Source organism: Phaeobacter sp. NW0010-22, assembly GCF_040365955.1.
Taxonomy (GTDB): Bacteria; Pseudomonadota; Alphaproteobacteria; order Rhodobacterales; family Rhodobacteraceae; genus OMPR01.
This window is the reverse complement of sequence record NZ_BAABWT010000001.1, coordinates 101,967-119,403: the sequence shown is the minus strand read 5'-3', so window position 1 is coordinate 119,403 and position 17,437 is coordinate 101,967. Positions and strand designations below refer to the sequence as shown.

At 55.2% G+C, this 17,437-nt stretch carries 11 protein-coding genes; 9 read left to right on the top strand and 2 right to left on the bottom strand.

What is annotated here, in order from left to right; genetic code table 11:
* Nucleotides 1-166 precede the first annotated feature (166 nt).
* Nucleotides 167-520 carry a hydroxyisourate hydrolase gene (gene uraH / locus ABWV33_RS00435; RefSeq protein WP_113821858.1) on the top strand — a complete coding sequence of 118 codons (354 nt, stop codon included), beginning with the start codon at nucleotides 167-169 and terminating at the stop codon, nucleotides 518-520.
* A 117-nt stretch (nucleotides 521-637) separates the two neighbouring features.
* Here the strand turns inward: uraH and ABWV33_RS00430 are convergent, their stop codons facing one another.
* Nucleotides 638-1,561 carry a LysR family transcriptional regulator gene (locus ABWV33_RS00430; protein ID WP_353328552.1) on the bottom strand — a complete coding sequence of 308 codons (924 nt, stop codon included), beginning with the start codon at nucleotides 1,559-1,561 and terminating at the stop codon, nucleotides 638-640.
* Nucleotides 1,562-1,655: 94 nt separating this feature from the next.
* On the opposite strand from ABWV33_RS00430, the gene ABWV33_RS00425 reads away from it, so the two are divergent.
* The 7 genes from ABWV33_RS00425 (at nucleotide 1,656) to ABWV33_RS00395 (ending at nucleotide 14,978) form a co-directional block, all read left to right on the top strand.
* On the top strand, nucleotides 1,656-2,885 hold the full coding sequence (locus tag ABWV33_RS00425; protein WP_353328550.1) for a urate hydroxylase PuuD: 1,230 nt from the start codon (nucleotides 1,656-1,658) through the stop codon (nucleotides 2,883-2,885).
* 188 nt (nucleotides 2,886-3,073) lie between these two features.
* Nucleotides 3,074-4,879, top strand: coding sequence for an autotransporter assembly complex protein TamA (locus ABWV33_RS00420; RefSeq protein WP_121999439.1), 1,806 nt, complete (start codon nucleotides 3,074-3,076; stop codon nucleotides 4,877-4,879).
* Complete coding sequence (locus ABWV33_RS00415) at nucleotides 4,879-8,637, top strand: translocation/assembly module TamB domain-containing protein (RefSeq protein WP_353328548.1); 3,759 nt, start codon at nucleotides 4,879-4,881, stop codon at nucleotides 8,635-8,637. The genes ABWV33_RS00420 and ABWV33_RS00415 overlap by 1 nt, the downstream gene beginning before the upstream one ends.
* 58 nt (nucleotides 8,638-8,695) lie before the next feature.
* On the top strand, nucleotides 8,696-10,486 hold the full coding sequence (locus tag ABWV33_RS00410) for a gamma-glutamyltransferase family protein (protein ID WP_353328546.1): 1,791 nt from the start codon (nucleotides 8,696-8,698) through the stop codon (nucleotides 10,484-10,486).
* A gap of 277 nt (nucleotides 10,487-10,763) precedes the next feature.
* Nucleotides 10,764-11,906, top strand: coding sequence for a glycosyltransferase family 4 protein (locus ABWV33_RS00405; protein ID WP_353328545.1), 1,143 nt, complete (start codon nucleotides 10,764-10,766; stop codon nucleotides 11,904-11,906).
* Nucleotides 11,903-12,868: a glycosyltransferase family 2 protein gene (locus ABWV33_RS00400; RefSeq protein WP_353328543.1), complete on the top strand. Its 966-nt coding sequence runs from the start codon at nucleotides 11,903-11,905 to the stop codon at nucleotides 12,866-12,868. The genes ABWV33_RS00405 and ABWV33_RS00400 overlap by 4 nt, the downstream gene beginning before the upstream one ends.
* 10 nt (nucleotides 12,869-12,878) lie before the next feature.
* Nucleotides 12,879-14,978: an NAD-dependent epimerase/dehydratase family protein gene (locus ABWV33_RS00395; protein ID WP_353328542.1), complete on the top strand. Its 2,100-nt coding sequence runs from the start codon at nucleotides 12,879-12,881 to the stop codon at nucleotides 14,976-14,978.
* Here ABWV33_RS00395 and ABWV33_RS00390 read toward each other — a convergent pair.
* Complete coding sequence (locus tag ABWV33_RS00390) at nucleotides 14,975-15,736, bottom strand: WecB/TagA/CpsF family glycosyltransferase (RefSeq protein WP_353328540.1); 762 nt, start codon at nucleotides 15,734-15,736, stop codon at nucleotides 14,975-14,977. The two genes, ABWV33_RS00395 and ABWV33_RS00390, sit on opposite strands and share 4 nt — an antisense overlap.
* A 181-nt stretch (nucleotides 15,737-15,917) precedes the next feature.
* On the opposite strand from ABWV33_RS00390, the gene ABWV33_RS00385 reads away from it, so the two are divergent.
* Nucleotides 15,918-17,381 carry a hypothetical protein gene (locus ABWV33_RS00385; RefSeq protein WP_353328539.1) on the top strand — a complete coding sequence of 488 codons (1,464 nt, stop codon included), beginning with the start codon at nucleotides 15,918-15,920 and terminating at the stop codon, nucleotides 17,379-17,381.
* Nucleotides 17,382-17,437: the final 56 nt, after the last annotated feature.

Below are 17,437 nucleotides of genomic sequence, written 5' to 3'. Positions count from 1 at the left end.
CATCAAAGATGCACACCCGCCCATTGGGCCAAGCACGCCTAACGGCGCGCGGGCAGCGTAAACAGCTAGGGATCTTCAAGAAATATGCGAAAGTCTGTCGGGCAGAGAGTGTTTGCAATGCGCAAAAAACCTGAGAAACCTCAGATAGGCAAAAGGAGGATGGCTGATGTCTGGATATCTGACCACGCACGTATTGGACACCGCGCTAGGAAGCCCTGCACAAGGTTTGCGCATAGACCTGTACAAAATCTCAGGGGACTCGCGTGTGCACTTAAACACCCTCACCACCAATTCAGATGGGCGGACAGACGTACACATCTTAGCTAAAGACCGTTTCGAGACTGGCGTTTATGAACTGGTGTTTCACGCTGGGGCCTATCTGGACGCACACGCAGCGCCCAGTGATGCTCCGCGGTTTTTAGATCAAATACCGATCAGGTTCGGGTTAAGCGAAGCCAAGCATTATCATGTGCCTTTATTGCTTTCCCCATTCGGATATTCCACCTACCGCGGCAGTTAAGCCTATCGAGCGAAAAACCTTCAGTGGCCATACATACCCGCGCCGGACCGCAGTCCGGCGCCCGGCCCAACGCTGCGCTGCCTCTGCAAGAGACAAGCAGGGGCGGGAGTTCCTCGCTTAGGGCAAGCTTGCCTCGGCCTCTTTCACCGCACGGCCAATCCGGTCCGTCATAAAGTCCATAAACAAACGGGACTTGGGGTCCTGATGGCGGCGATGTGTGTACAAAACAGCCATCTGTATCGGCACGGGTGGTGTTTCCTGCGCAACAGGGACGAGGCGCCCAGCTAGGAGATGATCCGCAACCTCGAACACAGGCTTCATTGCGATCCCCTCCCCGGACAAGGCCCAGTCGGTCAGAATGTCCCCATCATCACATTCATACCGTCCTGAAACTGCAAATCGTTTGGGGCCATTCTGGGTCTGCAACATCCATTGAAACTCAGTCGCGCCGGGAAAACGCAAATTCAAACATTCGTGCCCGCCCGCCACCAGTTCATCCCCAGTTGCGGGCGTCCCACACCGTCGGACATAATCCGGGGCAGCGCAAAGCACGCGGCGACAATCAGTTATCTTCCTGATCCGAAGGTTGCTGTCTTCTGGTTGTCCTAAAAAAAATGCCAGATCCAGCCCTTCGGTCGTAAGGTCTACGGTGCGATCGCTCAATCGCAGCCGAATACCGACTTCTGAATATTCGGCCAGAAAATCCGGTACATTTGGCGCCAAAAGGCGACGGCCCATTCCCAAGGGGGCGGCAACAAAGAGTGATCCGCGCGGTGTGTCCGTCAGATTCATCACATTTGCTTCGGCCTGATCAACAGAATCCAAAACTGTCACAGCCCCAGAATAAAACGCTTTCCCCTGCTCCGTCGGAGACAGGTTTCGCGTGGTGCGTTGAAACAGGCGGACGTTCAGATGATCCTCGAGCTGAGAGATGCGCGCAGAGGTGACGGCCGGAGAAACCCGCAGGTCACGTCCCGCGGCAGACATGCTGCCCAGTTCATAAACGCGGACAAAGGTTCGGATATTGTCGAGGTAAGACATTTTCTCAGTTTTTTTGATACAGCTTGATAATATCTGGGAATACCGAATAAACCACTCTTTGCCTAGTCTGGGACAAAAGACCGGAGTACCCCTCATGTATGATATGGCCGTGATCTGGGAATGGATCGGATTTGCTGTACGTTGGCTTCACGTTATCACGGCAATGGCATGGATCGGTTCCTCGTTCTATTTCATTGCGCTGGACCTTGGATTGCGTCAGGCTCCGGACCTCCCCACCGGGGCCCATGGCGAAGAATGGCAGGTTCACGGTGGTGGCTTCTATCACATTCGCAAGTATCTCGTCGCTCCGGCTGAGATGCCGGACCACCTGACGTGGTTCAAATGGGAAAGCTATACGACCTGGCTCAGCGGTGCCGCTTTGTTGATGGTCGTGTATTGGGCCGGGGCTGAATTATATCTGATCGACGCTCAGAAGGCGGATCTGGCGGTCTGGCAAGGGATCCTTATTTCAGCAGCCTCCCTGACCATTGGCTGGCTGGTGTATAACGCGCTGTGCAAATCTGAATTGGCATCGCGGCCGACCCTATTGATGGGATTACTGTTCGTATTGCTGGTCGTCATGGGTTGGGGATACAACCAGATCTTCACGGGCCGCGCGATGATGCTGCATCTGGGCGCGTTTACCGCAACGATCATGACCGCCAATGTGTTCTTTATCATCATGCCAAACCAGCGTGTGGTCGTGGCTGATCTGCAAGCGGGTCGAACTCCTGATCCGAAGTATGGCAAGATTGCCAAGCTTCGTTCGACGCACAACAACTACCTTACACTGCCAGTGATCTTCTTGATGCTGTCGAACCACTACCCATTGGCCTTTGCCACCGAATACAATTGGATCATTGCGGCGCTGGTTTTCTTGATGGGGGTTAGCATTCGCCACTACTTTAACACCATGCACGCCCGCAAAGGTCAGCCAAACTGGACTTGGGCCATTACTGCGACGCTGTTCATTTTGATCATGTGGCTGTCCACCGCGCCAATGTTTGCTCCGGTTGAAGAAGCCGAAGCACAGCCCCTGACAGCATTTGAACAAAAGTTCGCCGCGGCTGATGGGTTTGAAGATGCGCATGAGATCGTGATGGGGCGCTGTTCCATGTGCCACGCCCGCGAGCCGGTCTGGGAAGGGGTGCTCTGGGCCCCCAAAGGTGTGCTGCTTGAAACCGAAGCAGATATCGCGCGCAATGCTGGTGCGATCTATGTTCAGGCTGGCTTAACCCATGCCATGCCACCCGCCAATGTTACGTTCATGGAACCGGAAGATCGACGAGCCATTGTGCGTTGGTATCGCGCCGCTCAGCACTGACGAATAGAACATTCCAGTTCGAACAACTTCTATGGTGTCCAACAGGCATCACAAACCACAATAAGTTGGGGTTGCGACGCCAATTACCCTTTCCAAACTCAGCATGTAGTGTGTTAGCATCCGTTCGAATGGCGGGTTCTTCAGCGAGAAATTCGTCCGTACGAGTGTAACAGTCTGGAGTCCAAGCGATGGCATCGAGCAGCCGTTGGAAAGCAACGCGCAACAGTATTGTCGCAGCGTGCCTGATCTTGGCGCCGGGCTACGCCATGGCGCTAGAGACCAGTCTAAAAGCCCCAGGGGCACCGGATGAATTGCGCCAACGGCTTGAGAACGGGTCGTCGGCGTTTGCAGCAAAATCGCGCAGTTTGGAAACCCCTCTGGAATTGCTTTCTGCAGCGCTTTCGGATTATCGCACCCTTGTACAAATCTTATACGACGAAGGGTATTTCAGCCCTGTAGTCAACATTCGGCTTGATGGAAAAGAAGCCGCCAATATTGACCCCCTAAATACGCCTTCTTCGGTCAACGCTATCGACATCACGGTCAAAACCGGACCCATTTTTCGCTTTGGTCAGGCAGACATATCTCCTGTAACCCCGGAAACAGTCATTCCTGATACCTATGCGGTTGGCCAAACGGCCAAAACCGGGGCGATCCGGGATGCCGCGAGCGCAGCTGTTGATGCGTGGCACGATGCCGGGCACCCAAAGGCAGATATCGGGTCACAAAATATCAGAGCGCAGCACGCAAATGCGCGCCTGAATGCAGCAATAGCCGTTGCACCCGGCCCGAAACTCACCTTTGGAAAAATGCACATTCAAGGTGAAAGTGACGTCACCCCAACTTCGATCGACAAGATTGCGGGTTTTCCAACGGGTGAAGTGTATTCACCTGCGCAGGTTCAAAAGGTTGGGACACGCTTGCGTCGTACCAATGCGTTTAACTCTGTTTCTTTGACTGAACATGACACACCCAACCCTGATGGATCGCTTGATTTTGACGCCACATTCGAGGATTTGCCCAAGCGTCGCCTGACTTTTGGCGCCGAGCTTTCTTCGCGCAATGGCATGGACCTCAGTGCAAACTGGATCCACCGCAACCTGTTTGGCGGCGCGGAACGGTTCCGCTTCGAGGCGCGCATTCGTAACATTGGGGGCGTCGAAGACATTGATGGCCGCATCGGGATGCGTCTGGATCGCCCTGATACGCTGGGCCCCGATGACAACACATTTTACTTGGCCGAGATCGAACGCCGCAATCGCACGCACTATAACGTTACGCGCGGTTTGGTCGGGATCGGCGCAAGACGCACCTTCTCTCCCAAGCTCTATGCCGAGGCCTCTTTTGCATTCAGTTACGCCAATTCCGATGATGCTTTTGGCTCAAATCGGACATTTCGGTATCTAACCTTACCGTTCCGAGTCCGTTTGGATGAACGTGACAACAAAGTCAGTGCAACCCGTGGCTTCTATGTGGATGCCCGTTTGACCCCGTTTGTCGGACTGTCGAAAACCAAATCCGGTGGGCAATTGATTTTGGATGGTCGTGGTTATTGGGACATCGGGACCGAAGGGCGACTTGTCCTAGCAGGCCGATTACAGCTTGGGTCCGTGATTGGGCCAGCGCTCAACGAAGTGTCACCTGACCTTCTCTTTTTCTCGGGCGGCGCAGGCACCGTTCGCGGACAACCCTATGAAAGTCTGGGCATCCCCGTTGGGTCCAAGGTTTCAGGCGGGCGGTCGTTCTTGGGGCTCACCGCCGAAGTACGCGGCAAGGTGACCGAGAAAATCACGCTGGTCGGGTTTTATGACGTGGGAACCGTCGGGACGGATTCATTCGTTGCATCTGGATCAAACAGCCATTCGGGTGCTGGCTTAGGTGTCCGATACGATGTGGGTGGTTTGGGGGCCCTCCGGCTTGACCTTGCCTATCCGGTAAGCGGTAGCACTGGCGAAGGATTACAGTTCTATATTGGGATTGGGCAGGCGTTCTGATGGCACGAATTATACACTCTCTCCTGATTACCACATGTCTCATTTCGACCCCACTGATGGTGACAGCCCAAGAAGAGGAATCCGGCGGAATGCTGGTCGATTTTCTCGAGGACACTCTGTCCGGGGATGGGCGCAGCATCAAGGTTACTGGATTGGTTGGGGCGCTAAGCGCCAAAGCTACCATTGAACAAATCGCTGTGTCTGACGACGACGGTGTTTGGCTAACCATAAACAATGCCACGCTCGACTGGAACCGGTTGGCCCTGCTCACCGGGAGCTTTTCAGTAAACGCGCTCACCGCCGAAGAGATCCTGATCGCGCGGGCGCCCTTGCCCAGTACAGCCCCGGCAGACCTCCCCTCACCAGAAACAACTCCCTTTCAGCTGCCTGAATTGCCAGTGGCGATTACGCTCGGCGAAATCCGGGTGGACAGGTTGGGGTTGGGGGAACCTCTGATCGGCCTTCCTGCCGAACTGAAGGTTGCAGGTTCTTTGGTTTTTGCAGATGGGGCGCTGGACACGGATCTGGGCATAACACGGCTGGATCGCCCCGGTGACGTTATCAAACTGGCGGCAGAATTCGCCAACGAGACCCAGGAAATTGGGCTCGATCTACAAGTGATCGAAGATGTGGGCGGATTGATTTCGACCGCCTTGAAAATCCCCGATCAACCTCCGTTGTTGCTGACCGCCAAAGGCGCAGGACCTGTGCGGGACTTTACCGCCGACATTGGTCTGTCCAGCGGAGATGCTGAACGGATCAGCGGTCAGGTTCGATTGCGTGGTGTACCGACCCCGGATGGGGACGAGGGCCAAACAAGCATTGCCTTTTCTGCGGATCTAGGGGGCGATCTTACCCCCTTTTTCGAAGAAGAGTTTGATACGTTTTTCGGCACGGACACTCAGTTGGGCCTAGAGGGCCGCAATGACCCCGATGGGCATCTTGAGATTTCTGAGCTGCGGATCACCTCTGATGCTTTGGCTGTCAAAGGGGAAATGGCAATTACCGCTGGTGAACTGGACAAGGTCGCGCTGCAAGGACGCATAACACCCCCATCCGAAGATCGCATTGTCTTGCCCTTGTCAGGGCCGCGCACGACGTTGAAAGCCGCGCAATTTTCGACGCTGATGGATCGCGCCAACGGCAACCAGTTTGATCTGAGCGTCACTGCCAGCGGCGTTGAGACACCTGATATGCTGCTCGACACCGCCCGTATCAATGCAAGCGGCACGTTGAATCAAGGCGAAACACTGGAACTGAAGGGTGATATGTTTGCAGCCCTTGTTGGCCTGAACTTCACCGATCCCGCCTTGGCCCAGGCAATCGGGCACCGAATCTCGCTGGATGGGCTGTTTGACCTGACCGGGGATGGCAACCTACAGCTCAGCGAATTTGAGCTGGAGGGAACCGACTATTCCGCAACTGCGGATGCCAAAATCAGCGGTCTTGAAAGCGGATTGGAAGTTGACGGAAACGCACAAGTCACAGCTGCAGATCTTTCTCGGTTTTCGAAAATTGCTGGGCAGGATTTGTCCGGGAAAGTTGGGGCAACGGTCACCGGCAAAGGTGCGCCGCTTACGGGAAGCTTTGATTTCAAGCTCGATGTGGATGGGCAAAACCTAGGCACTGGAATGGCGGATATTGATCCGCTGATCGCCGGGCAAACCAAAATCGCACTTGATGCAGTCCGTGACGATCAGGGGCTTAATGTTCGACGATTTGCGCTGGACAGTGCCGCCGTGTCTGCAGAAGGCGGGGCCAAGGTCAAAGGTCTGGGCGGAGCCTTGTCTTTGGACGGGACATTAAAAGCCTCGGCACCCGATCTGTCGCTCTTTTCGGGGCTGGCGGGTCAGGACTTGGCGGGCGCTGTGACGGCATCTGTGACCGGCAACGCAACACCGGACACTAAGGTATTTGATATCGATCTGGACCTCAGCGGACAGGATTTGCGCAGCGGCATTGCCGAGTTGGACAATCTGATCGCCGGTAAAACGACCCTTTTGCTGGATGCGTCCAACTCTTCTGAAGGGTTGGACATCAGGAATTTTGATCTGGCTGCGGCAGCCGTTAAGGCAACCGCCAAGGGTACATTGCTGGATCAAGGTGGCAAGCTGGGCTTTCAAGCCACTTTGGATGATTTAAATCGGGTCGTTCCAAACCTCTCGGGCCCTCTTAAACTTGCAGGGGATGTGTCTCGAACGGCGACCGGGTTCCTTGGGGATGTTAAGCTAACCGGGCCACAAAGTTCGTACGCAAAGCTGAATGGAACGGTCGAAACCGACGGGAACGCCGATCTGGATTTTGATGCTGAGTTTGCCAAATTGGAACGCATCCTGCCGGAACTCGCAGGGGCGCTCAACGCCAAAGGATCTGCGAAACGCGATCAAGGCGTTTGGACAATAGATGCGGATGCCAAAGGCCCCTCTGGGGTTCAAACGACAGTGGCAGGCACGTTTGACGAAGCTGCAGGCGAAGCGGATATTACCGCCAAGGGCAGTCTGAGCCTTGGCATTGCCAACCTCTTTGTTTCGCCAAATAAAGTCGACGGTGCAGCACAGTTTGATCTGGCGCTAAGAGGCAAACCCGGACTGGACGCCTTGAGCGGCACGATCACAACATCCGGCACAACGATGGCCATTCCAAGTGCCCGGCAAACCCTGACCGACATCGGTGGGACCGTTTCAATCAGCGATAGCTCTGCAAATCTTGCGATCACCGCAGGATTGCGTGCCGGGGGCACATTCCAAGTCAGCGGACCTGTCGAGCTGTCCCCCCCATTTCAAGGTCGCATTGCAGTCGGTCTGAACAATTTGATCCTGACCGACAATGTCTTGTTTGACAGCTCAGCAAATGGACAAATCGTCATGTCTGGCCCGTTGGCCGGTAACAGTTCTATCGCTGGACAGGTGATTTTTGGCGAAACCAACATCAACCTTGCAGCGGCGGGCGGTTCGGTTGGATCGGCTCCGATCCCTGAAATCAGCCACATCCGCGAATCAGGGGCAGTGCGAACAACACGTAAACGCGCGAACCTGATCAAAACTGAGACGGCCAAGGCAGATTCTAAAATTGCGCTCGATATCAGCCTACAGGCGCCCAACAAAGTTTTCGTACGTGGTCGGGGTTTGAACGCCGAACTCGGAGGCAATCTGCATATCGGTGGAACAACCAGCGCGATTTCCCCCTCTGGACAGATCGAGTTGGTGCGCGGGAACCTCGATATTCTGGGACGCCGCTTGAAACTGACCAAAGGGATCGTCACGCTTCAGGGAAATTTGACGCCCTATGTCGAATTCGCCTCTTCGACCAGCACCGAAGAAGGCCTCTCGACCATGGAGATTTCCGGCCCCCTGAATGCGCCTGAAATCAAGATTTACTCTGATCCCGAACGCCCTACCGAAGAAGCCTTGGCAATGTTGCTGTTTGGGAACCGGTTCTCGCAATTGTCTCCAATCGTTGTGGCCCAGATGGCCGCCTCGTTGGCCCAGCTCAGCGGTGCAGGGGGCGATAGCACCAAAGGCATACGGGACTCGACAGGCGTCGATTCCGTCGACATCAGCGCCGACAGCGACGGGACCCCCCAATTCGGTGCGGGTAAATACCTCGCCGATGGGGTCTATACTGATTTCACCGTCAATACCCAAGGTGACACCGAGGTGAACCTCAATCTCGATCTGACGGACAGCTGGACTGCGAAAGGTACCGTAGACAACGAAGGGGACACCTCGATCGGGTTGTTCTTTGAACGGGACTATTAAGCAATCTTGACCTGCCCAGACAGGCGTGCACGATCAGCCCACCTGTCTGGAGATGCCGATGACCTTTACAACACGCCCCGAAATTGTTGGGACATACGGTGTCGCCACGTCCACCCATTGGATCGCGTCGGCGGTTGGCATGCGGATACTAGAACGGGGTGGGAATGCGTTTGATGCCGCCGCTGCCATGGGATTTACCCTACATGTGGTCGAGCCCCATCTGAATGGCCCACTTGGCGATATGCCCCTCTTGATGAAGCCCGCAGGCGACGCAGCCCCGACTGTCGTGTGTGGCCAAGGCACAGCCCCGGCCAATGCAACGATCGAACACTACAGGGATCAAGGTTTGGATCGCATCCCTGGGTCCGGATTGTTGGCAACGGTCATCCCCGGTACGTTTGACGCCTGGATGTTGATGTTGCGTGATCACGGCAGCCTGCCCTTACGCGAAATCCTTGAACCCGCCATTCATTATGCAGCCAAGGGGCACCCCGTTCTGCCAAGAGTGGCGGATACCATCGCCGAACTGTCTGAATTCTTTGAAACGGAATGGCCAACGTCGTTTGACACTTGGCTGCCGGGTGGTGCCGCGCCAAAAGCTGGTGCCCTGTTTTGCAATCCTCAATTGGCCGACACATGGACCCGATTGTTGCAAGAGGTTGAGTGTGTGCCTGATCGCGGCGAACAGATCCAAGCCGCACGCCACGTGTTTTACCAAGGGTTTATCGCCGAACAGATCGACGCATACCTGCAAAGCGCTTGCGTAATGGATGCAGCCGGTCAACTGCGCAAAGGTGTCTTAACGGGCCAGGATATGGCCACTTGGCAAGCTAGTTACGAAGCCCCGCTCAGCACGCAATATCAGGGATGGACGGTTTGGAAGGCGGGCATGTGGACCCAAGGGCCAACCTTGCTGCAATCCCTCAACCTGTTATCGGGTTTTGACTTCAGCACGCTGGACCTTTGTGGGGCAGAATTTGTGCATCTGGTCACCGAGGCGATGAAACTGTGCTTTGCAGATCGCGAGGCCTTTTACGGCGATCCTGCGCATGTTGCCTTACCAACAGAGACGTTGCTCTCATCTACCTACGCTGACAGTCGGCGCGGGTTGATTGGCGATACCGCCTCATTCGACCACCGCCCCGGCACCATCCCCGGGTATGAGCATTGGGCCGAAGCAGCCATTGCGCGCGCGTCACACACATACGAAAGCGGTTCGGCCCATGGGGCCGGAGAGCCGACCATGGCGCACCTTTCCCAGAAAAAGGGCGATACGGTGCATTTGGATGTGATCGACCGCTGGGGCAATATGGTGTCTGCCACCCCTTCCGGTGGCTGGCTGCAATCCTCACCAGTGGTGCCGGGTCTGGGCATGCCGCTCAATTCTCGCGCGCAAATGTTCTGGCTGGATCCGGGATTGCCAACATCGCTCGCGCCGGGCAGACGCCCCCGCACCACCCTGTCCCCCTCTTTTGCGCGCAGCCCGGATGGGACTGACATCGCCTTTGGTACGCCGGGTGGGGATCAACAGGATCAGTGGCAGCTCATATACCTTTTGCGACTGGTGCACGGTCAAACCAATCTGCAAAAGGCGATTGATGCGCCCCTGTTTCACACCGGGCATTTTCAGGAATCATTCTATCCCCGAAATGCGCGCCCCGGTCACCTGATGGTGGAACCTGCGTTAGGCAAAGACACTTTGGCAGCGCTGCAGAGAAAAGGGCATCAGTTAGAGATCGCAGCGCCTTGGACAGTAGGCCGTTTGACCGCCGCCAGCAGATCCGCCGATGGGCTGCTACGGGCTGCCGCCACTCCGCGTTTAATGCAAGCCTACGCAGTTGGACGATAACGTCTCCAGAAGGACGCGCATATGACGCGCCGGGCCTTTCAATTTGGCGCCATCTTCGCGTATCCGTAATCCCTCGGCAACAAGGGCCGCGCACCACGTCCGTTCAATCCCCTGCCCTAAGCATAAAAACACATCCCAACCTCGCACCCTTGATAAGTGCAAAAAGGCCGAAAACCGCCATTGTTTGACCTCTAACCCGCCTTAAAAAAGCACACCCCGCGATCCTTATTTAAGACCGAACAATGTTTTTTGTATCAAGTTAGATCGCATGCTAAACATGGGGGAAATAGCCCCCCTGTTCCCAGTTCTGCGACCCGGAGCCTGCCCTTTGCGGATTACCTTTCTCAGCCCTCGTTCAAACCTGTCTGGTGGCTTGCGAGTTATCGCGACATATGCGCGGATGCTGCATGAGCGTGGGCACCAAGTCACAATCGTAACTCCGGGACCGGAAAGCCGGGGCCGGAAAGAGCGCCTGCAAGCCGCGACCAAAGGCGATTTTAGCCCGGTCAGAACTGAACCCGGCCATTTCGACACCCTTCCCCTGCCGATCCGCGAAACGAACAGATCAGATTACCAGATCGAAGCACATGATCTGCCCGACGCAGACATTCTGGTTGCAACATGGTGGGAAACCGCATTTGCTGTAAATGCCGCACCGCCGGAAAAAGGCCGAAAGTTCCGCCTGATCCAAGGGCACGAAGTTCACGGGTTCCTGCCTTGGCAGATCGCGAGAGGGGCCTACCACCTGCCGCTTAAGCCACTTGTGATTTCAAACTGGCTGGCTTCGGCTCTTTACGAGGAAACCGGGCGCGAGGATGCCATTTTGGTTCCCAACGGAATTGATTTGGAACAGTTTCACGCCCCTGAGCGAGAGAAGGCTCAGCGCCCGACACTTGGGTTTATGTATAGCCCTTGGCCAATCAAAGGGTCCGATACCGTATTTGAGACCGTAAAAATCTTAAAACAAAAGATGCCAGATTTAGATGTGGCCGCTTTTGGGGCCAATCCACCAACGCAGAAAATGCCCTTGCCTGAAGGCGCCATTTTTCATCACCGCCCCGCACAGTCCCGTATCCGCGACATCTATGCCGCTTGCGACGTGTTTCTGTGTGCCAGCACTTCCGAAGGGTTCTTTTTGCCCCTGCTTGAAGCCATGGCCTGCCGCTGCCCGTTGGCCTCGACACGGGTTGGTGCCGCCGAAGACTTGATCGTCGAAGGCACCACCGGCTTTCTTGCAGACGTCGGTGACGCCGCTGGGCTAGCAGAGGCCGCCCACAAAGTCCTGTCTCTGAGCGCGCCCGAATGGCGAAAGATGTCAGATGCGTCTCTGCGCACAGCCCAATCACACAGCTGGGACAAGGCTTGTGATCGGTTAGAGCAGTGTTTTCAGAATGAGCTAACGGCCGCGCAAGCATCATGAGCATCAATCTGGTTCTTATCGGGCGCAATGAAGGCGACCGACTGGTGCAAGCCCTCGCCGCAGCAAAAGGACAGGCGCAATGTCTGGTCTATGTGGATTCCGGATCGACCGACAAGAGCGTTTCAGCGGCGCAGGCCGCAGGCGCGATCATCGTTGAATTGGATATGAGCCAACCTTTTAGTGCAGCGCGAGCGCGCAATGCCGGGTATCAGGCTGCTCAACGCCACAACCCGTCCACTTTTGTCCAATTCATAGACGGCGATTGTCAGATTGTGCCCGGATGGCTTGCAGCGGCAGAACGAAAACTGCGCGCGGACCCAACTCTTGCCGTTGTGACAGGGTGGCGGTCTGAAATGTACCCCGACGCGAGCGTGTACAATGCGATGTGCGACGTGGAATGGCATCGTCCCGCTGGCCCGATTGTGGCCTGTGGTGGTGATATGATGGTGCGCGCCGAAGCCTTTGACCAGGTCAACGGTTTCGACCCGACAGTCATTGCGGCTGAGGACGACGAATTCTGCCTGCGCCTCGCCGCCAGCGGATGGGCCTTAGAACGGCTCCCTTTGCAGATGACTCGGCATGATGCGGCGATGACGAATTTCGGCCAGTGGTGGCGCCGTGCCGTTCGGGCGGGTCATGGGTTCGCTCAGGTTGGCGACATGCATGCCGGATATTTTTCCACTGAACGCAAACGAGTGTTGGTGTTTGGCCTGTTCTTGCCTGTTTTAGCTGTGATCGGGGCGGCTTTTTCCACTGTCTTGCTCGGTCTGGTTCTGCTTCTTTATGCCCTGTCATATGCCCGCGGTGTACGAGGCATCCGATCCGAAGGCTTGCCTTGGGCAAACTCTCTGCAACAGGCATGGTTCCTGTTGATTTCTAAGTTTCCCAACGTGATCGGAATGGCAACCTACGCCTTGCGCAAGTTCCGCAATCGTCCCCCTGAAATTATTGAGTACCAGTGAGGCCAATCACATGTCTGCTTCTTCTCTTCGTATTGGTCTGATCGGTGCAGGCTATATCGCCAGCTGGCATGCTGATGCCATTGCTGCGACCCCTAACATCGAACTAACAGCGGTTTGCGACCCATCGGTGGACCAAGCAGAAACCTTGGCACAAAACCACGGCGCGCGCGTGTTTTCCACGCTCGAAGACCTAATCGAAGCGCAGGTTTGTGATGCCGTACACATCCTGACCCCGCCTGATTTACACCGGGATCTGGCCATTCAATGCCTTCAGGCCGGGCTACATGTTCTCGTGGAAAAACCTGTCGCCCTAAGCGCAAAGCAAACGCAAGACATCGAAGATGCAGCACAACTGGCAGGCCGGCGCTTTCACGCGGGGCACAACTTCCTTGGGTTGCCATCCTACGCGGCGTTTAAGAAACAAGTTGTCCGCGGGGCTTTAGGCCGAATTTCAGCCGCCGAGTTTCGGTGGAGTTTTCCAATGCCTCCATTACGGTCCGGGCCCTATTCATTGTGGCTACTACGCGAACCACAGAATTTGCTGCTGGAGCTGGCGCCACATTTGGTGGCATTTGCAACCGACCTGTTCGGGGCCATCACGATCGAGCACGTCAATCTGGGCAAGCCCGTTGACCTGCCCGGCGGGGAAACCCATCCCCAAAGCTGGCGCATCCTTGCACGAGCCGGGCATGTTGATGTGACCTTCATTCTGTCGCTGGTGGAAACGGTGGATGACCGTTCCGTGACCCTGCATGGGTCAACCGCCCGGGGACGGTTGGACTTTGCTTCGGACACATTGCTGATTGATGGGGAAAACACCTCTGATCTGGTGCTGAATCCGTTGCGACGCCAAATGTCACTTGGCTGGCAACATATTCAGGATGGAGGCGTGAATGCTGCACGGCAACTTCTCTCACTCAACAAAAAATCCCCCTATGGGCTCAGCTTTCTTGGAATGCTGAGGGGGGTCTATGACCCGCTTCTTCAGAACAAACCTGCTGACCCCAGATTCTCAGGCGCACAAGCTGTACAAGTGATGAGCGTTCTGGAGAGAACCCTTGAACAGACCACATTTGCCGCTCCTGCCCCTCATATTCAGACCCGCAAACCACGTCCAAGAGCGATGGTCATTGGTGGTACTGGCTTCATTGGCCGCGCGTTAACACGTGCACTGGTGGAGGATGGGTCAGACGTGCGTGTCATCAGTCGTGGCAGACACGGTCCGTTCGATGATCTTTCAGACCAAGTGGAAACTGTGGGGCTGTCCCTGCGTGACACCGACGGTTTGGTGGACGCGATGCAGGGGATTGATGTTGTTTATAATCTAGCCCGCTCCGTCGACACCAGCTGGGCCGATTGTCTGAATAACGATGTGGCGATTTCGACCGGCATTGCAAACGCCAGTTTAACTGCAGGTGTGAAACGGCTGATCTACACGGGCACCATCGCCTCCTATGATATGTCTGACCCATCAACGACGATCACCGAACAAACCGGTTTTCCAGAGGATATGCGAGACCGAAACCTTTATGCGCGATCCAAGGCAGAATGCGAGCGCCAGTTATTAGCCATGCATCGCGACCAAGGGTTGCCTTTGGTGATTGCCCGTCCCGGCATCGTCGTGGGCAAAGGCGGACCGCTTCAACATTGGGGAATTGGCCGTTGGCACGGCGCCGGGGCTGTTCGCATTTGGGGTAATGGGAAAAACACACTGCCGTTTGTGTTGATTAATGACACCACCCGCGCCTTGATACAGATGGCAAACAGTCCTGACCTAGAAGGCGAAAGCTATAACCTGATCGGTGAACCTCAGTTCAGCGCATCAGCTTATTTCGATGCCATCCACGATGCCCTTGGGGCCCGTATCCGTGTGGGTCGGGGCAATCTTCGTATGATGTACGCCGCTGACAGGTTCAAACACCTCCTCAAAACCCGCGTTCTTGGGCGTAGGGGTCTCACACGTCCTTCACTGGCAGATTGGCAGTCACGGGCGCATCTCAGCCCATTTGACAATCAGAAAGCCAAATCACAGCTCAACTGGACCCCCGTAGCAGATCGCGCAGGGTTCATCCGTGAGGCTATATCTGAGGCAAATCTATTCGGCTTCTAATCCTGCGCGACATTGCGCATTTTGAACGCGCGCACCATCTGCCCCGGAAAAATCAACGCGCATTTGGCATAGCGCGGAAACAGACGAACCGGGTTGCTGCAAGCACGCCATAGCCATTCAAGCGCAATCTTGCGCACCCACAAAGGGGCACGCACCTGGTGCCTCCCCAAAAAGTCCAGCCCAGCGCCAACTGAGGCAAAGCCAACCTGTGGAGCCAACGTTCGCCCACGCAAAGCCAGGTTTTCTTGTTTAGGAGCGCCCAGCGCCAAAAAGCACAGCTGTACACCCGCATCGTTTAACGCAAGCAAGATTTCCTCTGCTATGTCTCCGCTTGGGTCAAACCCATAGGCCGGCGCACAACAATAAACGATCTCAAGCCCCGGTGTATCCGCCTCAAGGACCGCCTTGGCATCTGCCAACGCCTGATCAGAACTGCCGACCAAAGCAACGCGCGCACCGCTTTCTGCCGCGAGGGTACACAAAGGGCGCACAAGATCTGACCCTGGCATCAAATCAACAGGGCGCTGTGCCATCCGTGACAACGCCACGATCGGGCGTCCATCTGCAACGATCAGGTCCTGCGCTGCGTAGACCTGCGCAAACGCGGCATCCTCGGACAATTTGACAAGGTGATCCAAATTGACCGTTGCTAAGGCAAACCCTTGCCGTTCCGAAAACCGGCGTTTGATTTCCTCGAACAAGGCAACGCGGGTCGGTATGTTGACCTTAACTGCCTGATCCCCGAATGCGAACTGCACGTCACTCTCCTGTGTTGGTGTCAACTGCCTACCCTGCTCTACAGCTCAGGGCCAGCAAATGGTGGGTAAAGCGTACTATTCCTGCCATCTGTTCGCCGCATTCTCACGCTAAAACCTGACAAATTCGCACAAAATTGATACACTGCACCAACCCCACAGCTAAGAGCAATCCAGATCCCACATGCCCAATGCACTCGCTTATCTGATGCTGATGATATGGCCGCTGGTTTGTATCAAGCTGTTTCAAAAGCTGTCTCTGGAACGGGCTATCATCTGGAGCCTGCTGGGCGGATACTTGATCCTGCCGCCCGTCGCCGAATTCGACCTCCCATTGATCCCCTCAATGAACAAGGATTCCATATCCAGTGTCAGTGCCTGTCTCGCCTGTATTTTTGTTGCCCATAAGTCTCTGAATTTCTGGCCACAGCTCAAATCCGTGCGCCTTCTGCTTATCGCTTTTTTGGTTGGAACTGTACCCACCATCCTGACCAACCGCGATCCGTTGGTCTTTGAGGTGTTAGCCAACAGCGATCCAATTACGTTTGTAACATTTTCTGTTCCGGGTCTGGGCGTGCGCGATATTCTGTCAGTCCTCATCGGTCAATTCATTGTATTAATTCCCTTTTTTCTTGCTCGCCAGTTTCTCGCTACGGCGGTTGGACTGCGCGAGATCATTATTGCGCTCGCGATAGGTGGGTTGATCTATTCCATTCCCGCATGGATTGAGACCCTGATCAGCCCACTCCTCAACATTTTTGTCTATGGATTTTTCCAACACGATTTCAATCAGATGATCCGCGAGAGCGGCTTTCGTCCAATTGTATTCCTGCCCCATGGGCTCTGGTTGGCGTTGTTCATGTTTACCGTGCTTTTGTCAGTTGCGACCTTGGCGCGCCATGAAAAGGGCGAAGCAGGGCGGCTTTGGTCTCTCGCGACGGTCTATATGTTCTTTGTACTTCTGGCCTGTAAAAGCTTTGCGTCGATTGCCTATGGGATTATTCTGACACCGCTAATCTTGTTTGCAACACAGCGAACAAAGGTGCGCATCGCCGCGTTTATGGCCTTGATTGCAATCTTTTACCCCATGTTGCGAAACGCGGGCCTTATCCCGCTCGAAGCCATTTTAGATTTTGCCAACAGCCTCAGCTCTGAACGCGCGCAATCCCTAGAATTCCGGTTCAACAACGAAGAGCTGCTGCTGGACCGGGCACACGAAAAACCATTGTTTGGGTGGGGCGGTTGGGGTCGAAACCTACAGCTGGATCCAGAGACAGGAGAGATCCTGACCATTCCTGATGGCAATTGGATCATCGTCTTTGGGAGCTTTGGATGGGTTGGTTACATTGCTCAAATGGGCCTTCTCTCCGCGCCCATCGCGCATCTGTACTTAAAAATGCGCACAATGAAGAAATCAGAGATATCTCCTTATGTGGCGACAATCACGATTATCTTGGCCGCGACTATGATGGACATGCTCTTGAACGCCACGTTGACGCCCTTTACGTGGTTATGTGCAGGAGCGGTGCTAGGTTACGTTGAGAAAAGCAAGGCAACGAAACGAAAAGCGGAAAAACCGCCTCTGTTTGGCAAAGGCCCTGTCATCGGACGGTCAAAGACGGATGCGTCATCCCGCAATGTGATGTGACATCCTTGAGAATCTTTGGCTCAGGCTGGATTGAACACAGATTGTCCCTACTCTGG

Bases quoted from the DNA above. Each gene is read 5' to 3' on its own strand.
- uraH (WP_113821858.1), top strand. From the start codon at position 167: ATGTCTGGATATCTGACCACGCACGTATTGGACACCGCGCTAGGAAGC.
- ABWV33_RS00430 (WP_353328552.1), bottom strand. From the start codon at position 1,561: ATGTCTTACCTCGACAATATCCGAACCTTTGTCCGCGTTTATGAACTG.
- ABWV33_RS00425 (WP_353328550.1), top strand. From the start codon at position 1,656: ATGTATGATATGGCCGTGATCTGGGAATGGATCGGATTTGCTGTACGT.
- ABWV33_RS00420 (WP_121999439.1), top strand. From the start codon at position 3,074: ATGGCATCGAGCAGCCGTTGGAAAGCAACGCGCAACAGTATTGTCGCA.
- ABWV33_RS00415 (WP_353328548.1), top strand. From the start codon at position 4,879: ATGGCACGAATTATACACTCTCTCCTGATTACCACATGTCTCATTTCG.
- ABWV33_RS00410 (WP_353328546.1), top strand. From the start codon at position 8,696: ATGACCTTTACAACACGCCCCGAAATTGTTGGGACATACGGTGTCGCC.
- ABWV33_RS00405 (WP_353328545.1), top strand. From the start codon at position 10,764: ATGGGGGAAATAGCCCCCCTGTTCCCAGTTCTGCGACCCGGAGCCTGC.
- ABWV33_RS00400 (WP_353328543.1), top strand. From the start codon at position 11,903: ATGAGCATCAATCTGGTTCTTATCGGGCGCAATGAAGGCGACCGACTG.
- ABWV33_RS00395 (WP_353328542.1), top strand. From the start codon at position 12,879: ATGTCTGCTTCTTCTCTTCGTATTGGTCTGATCGGTGCAGGCTATATC.
- ABWV33_RS00385 (WP_353328539.1), top strand. From the start codon at position 15,918: ATGCCCAATGCACTCGCTTATCTGATGCTGATGATATGGCCGCTGGTT.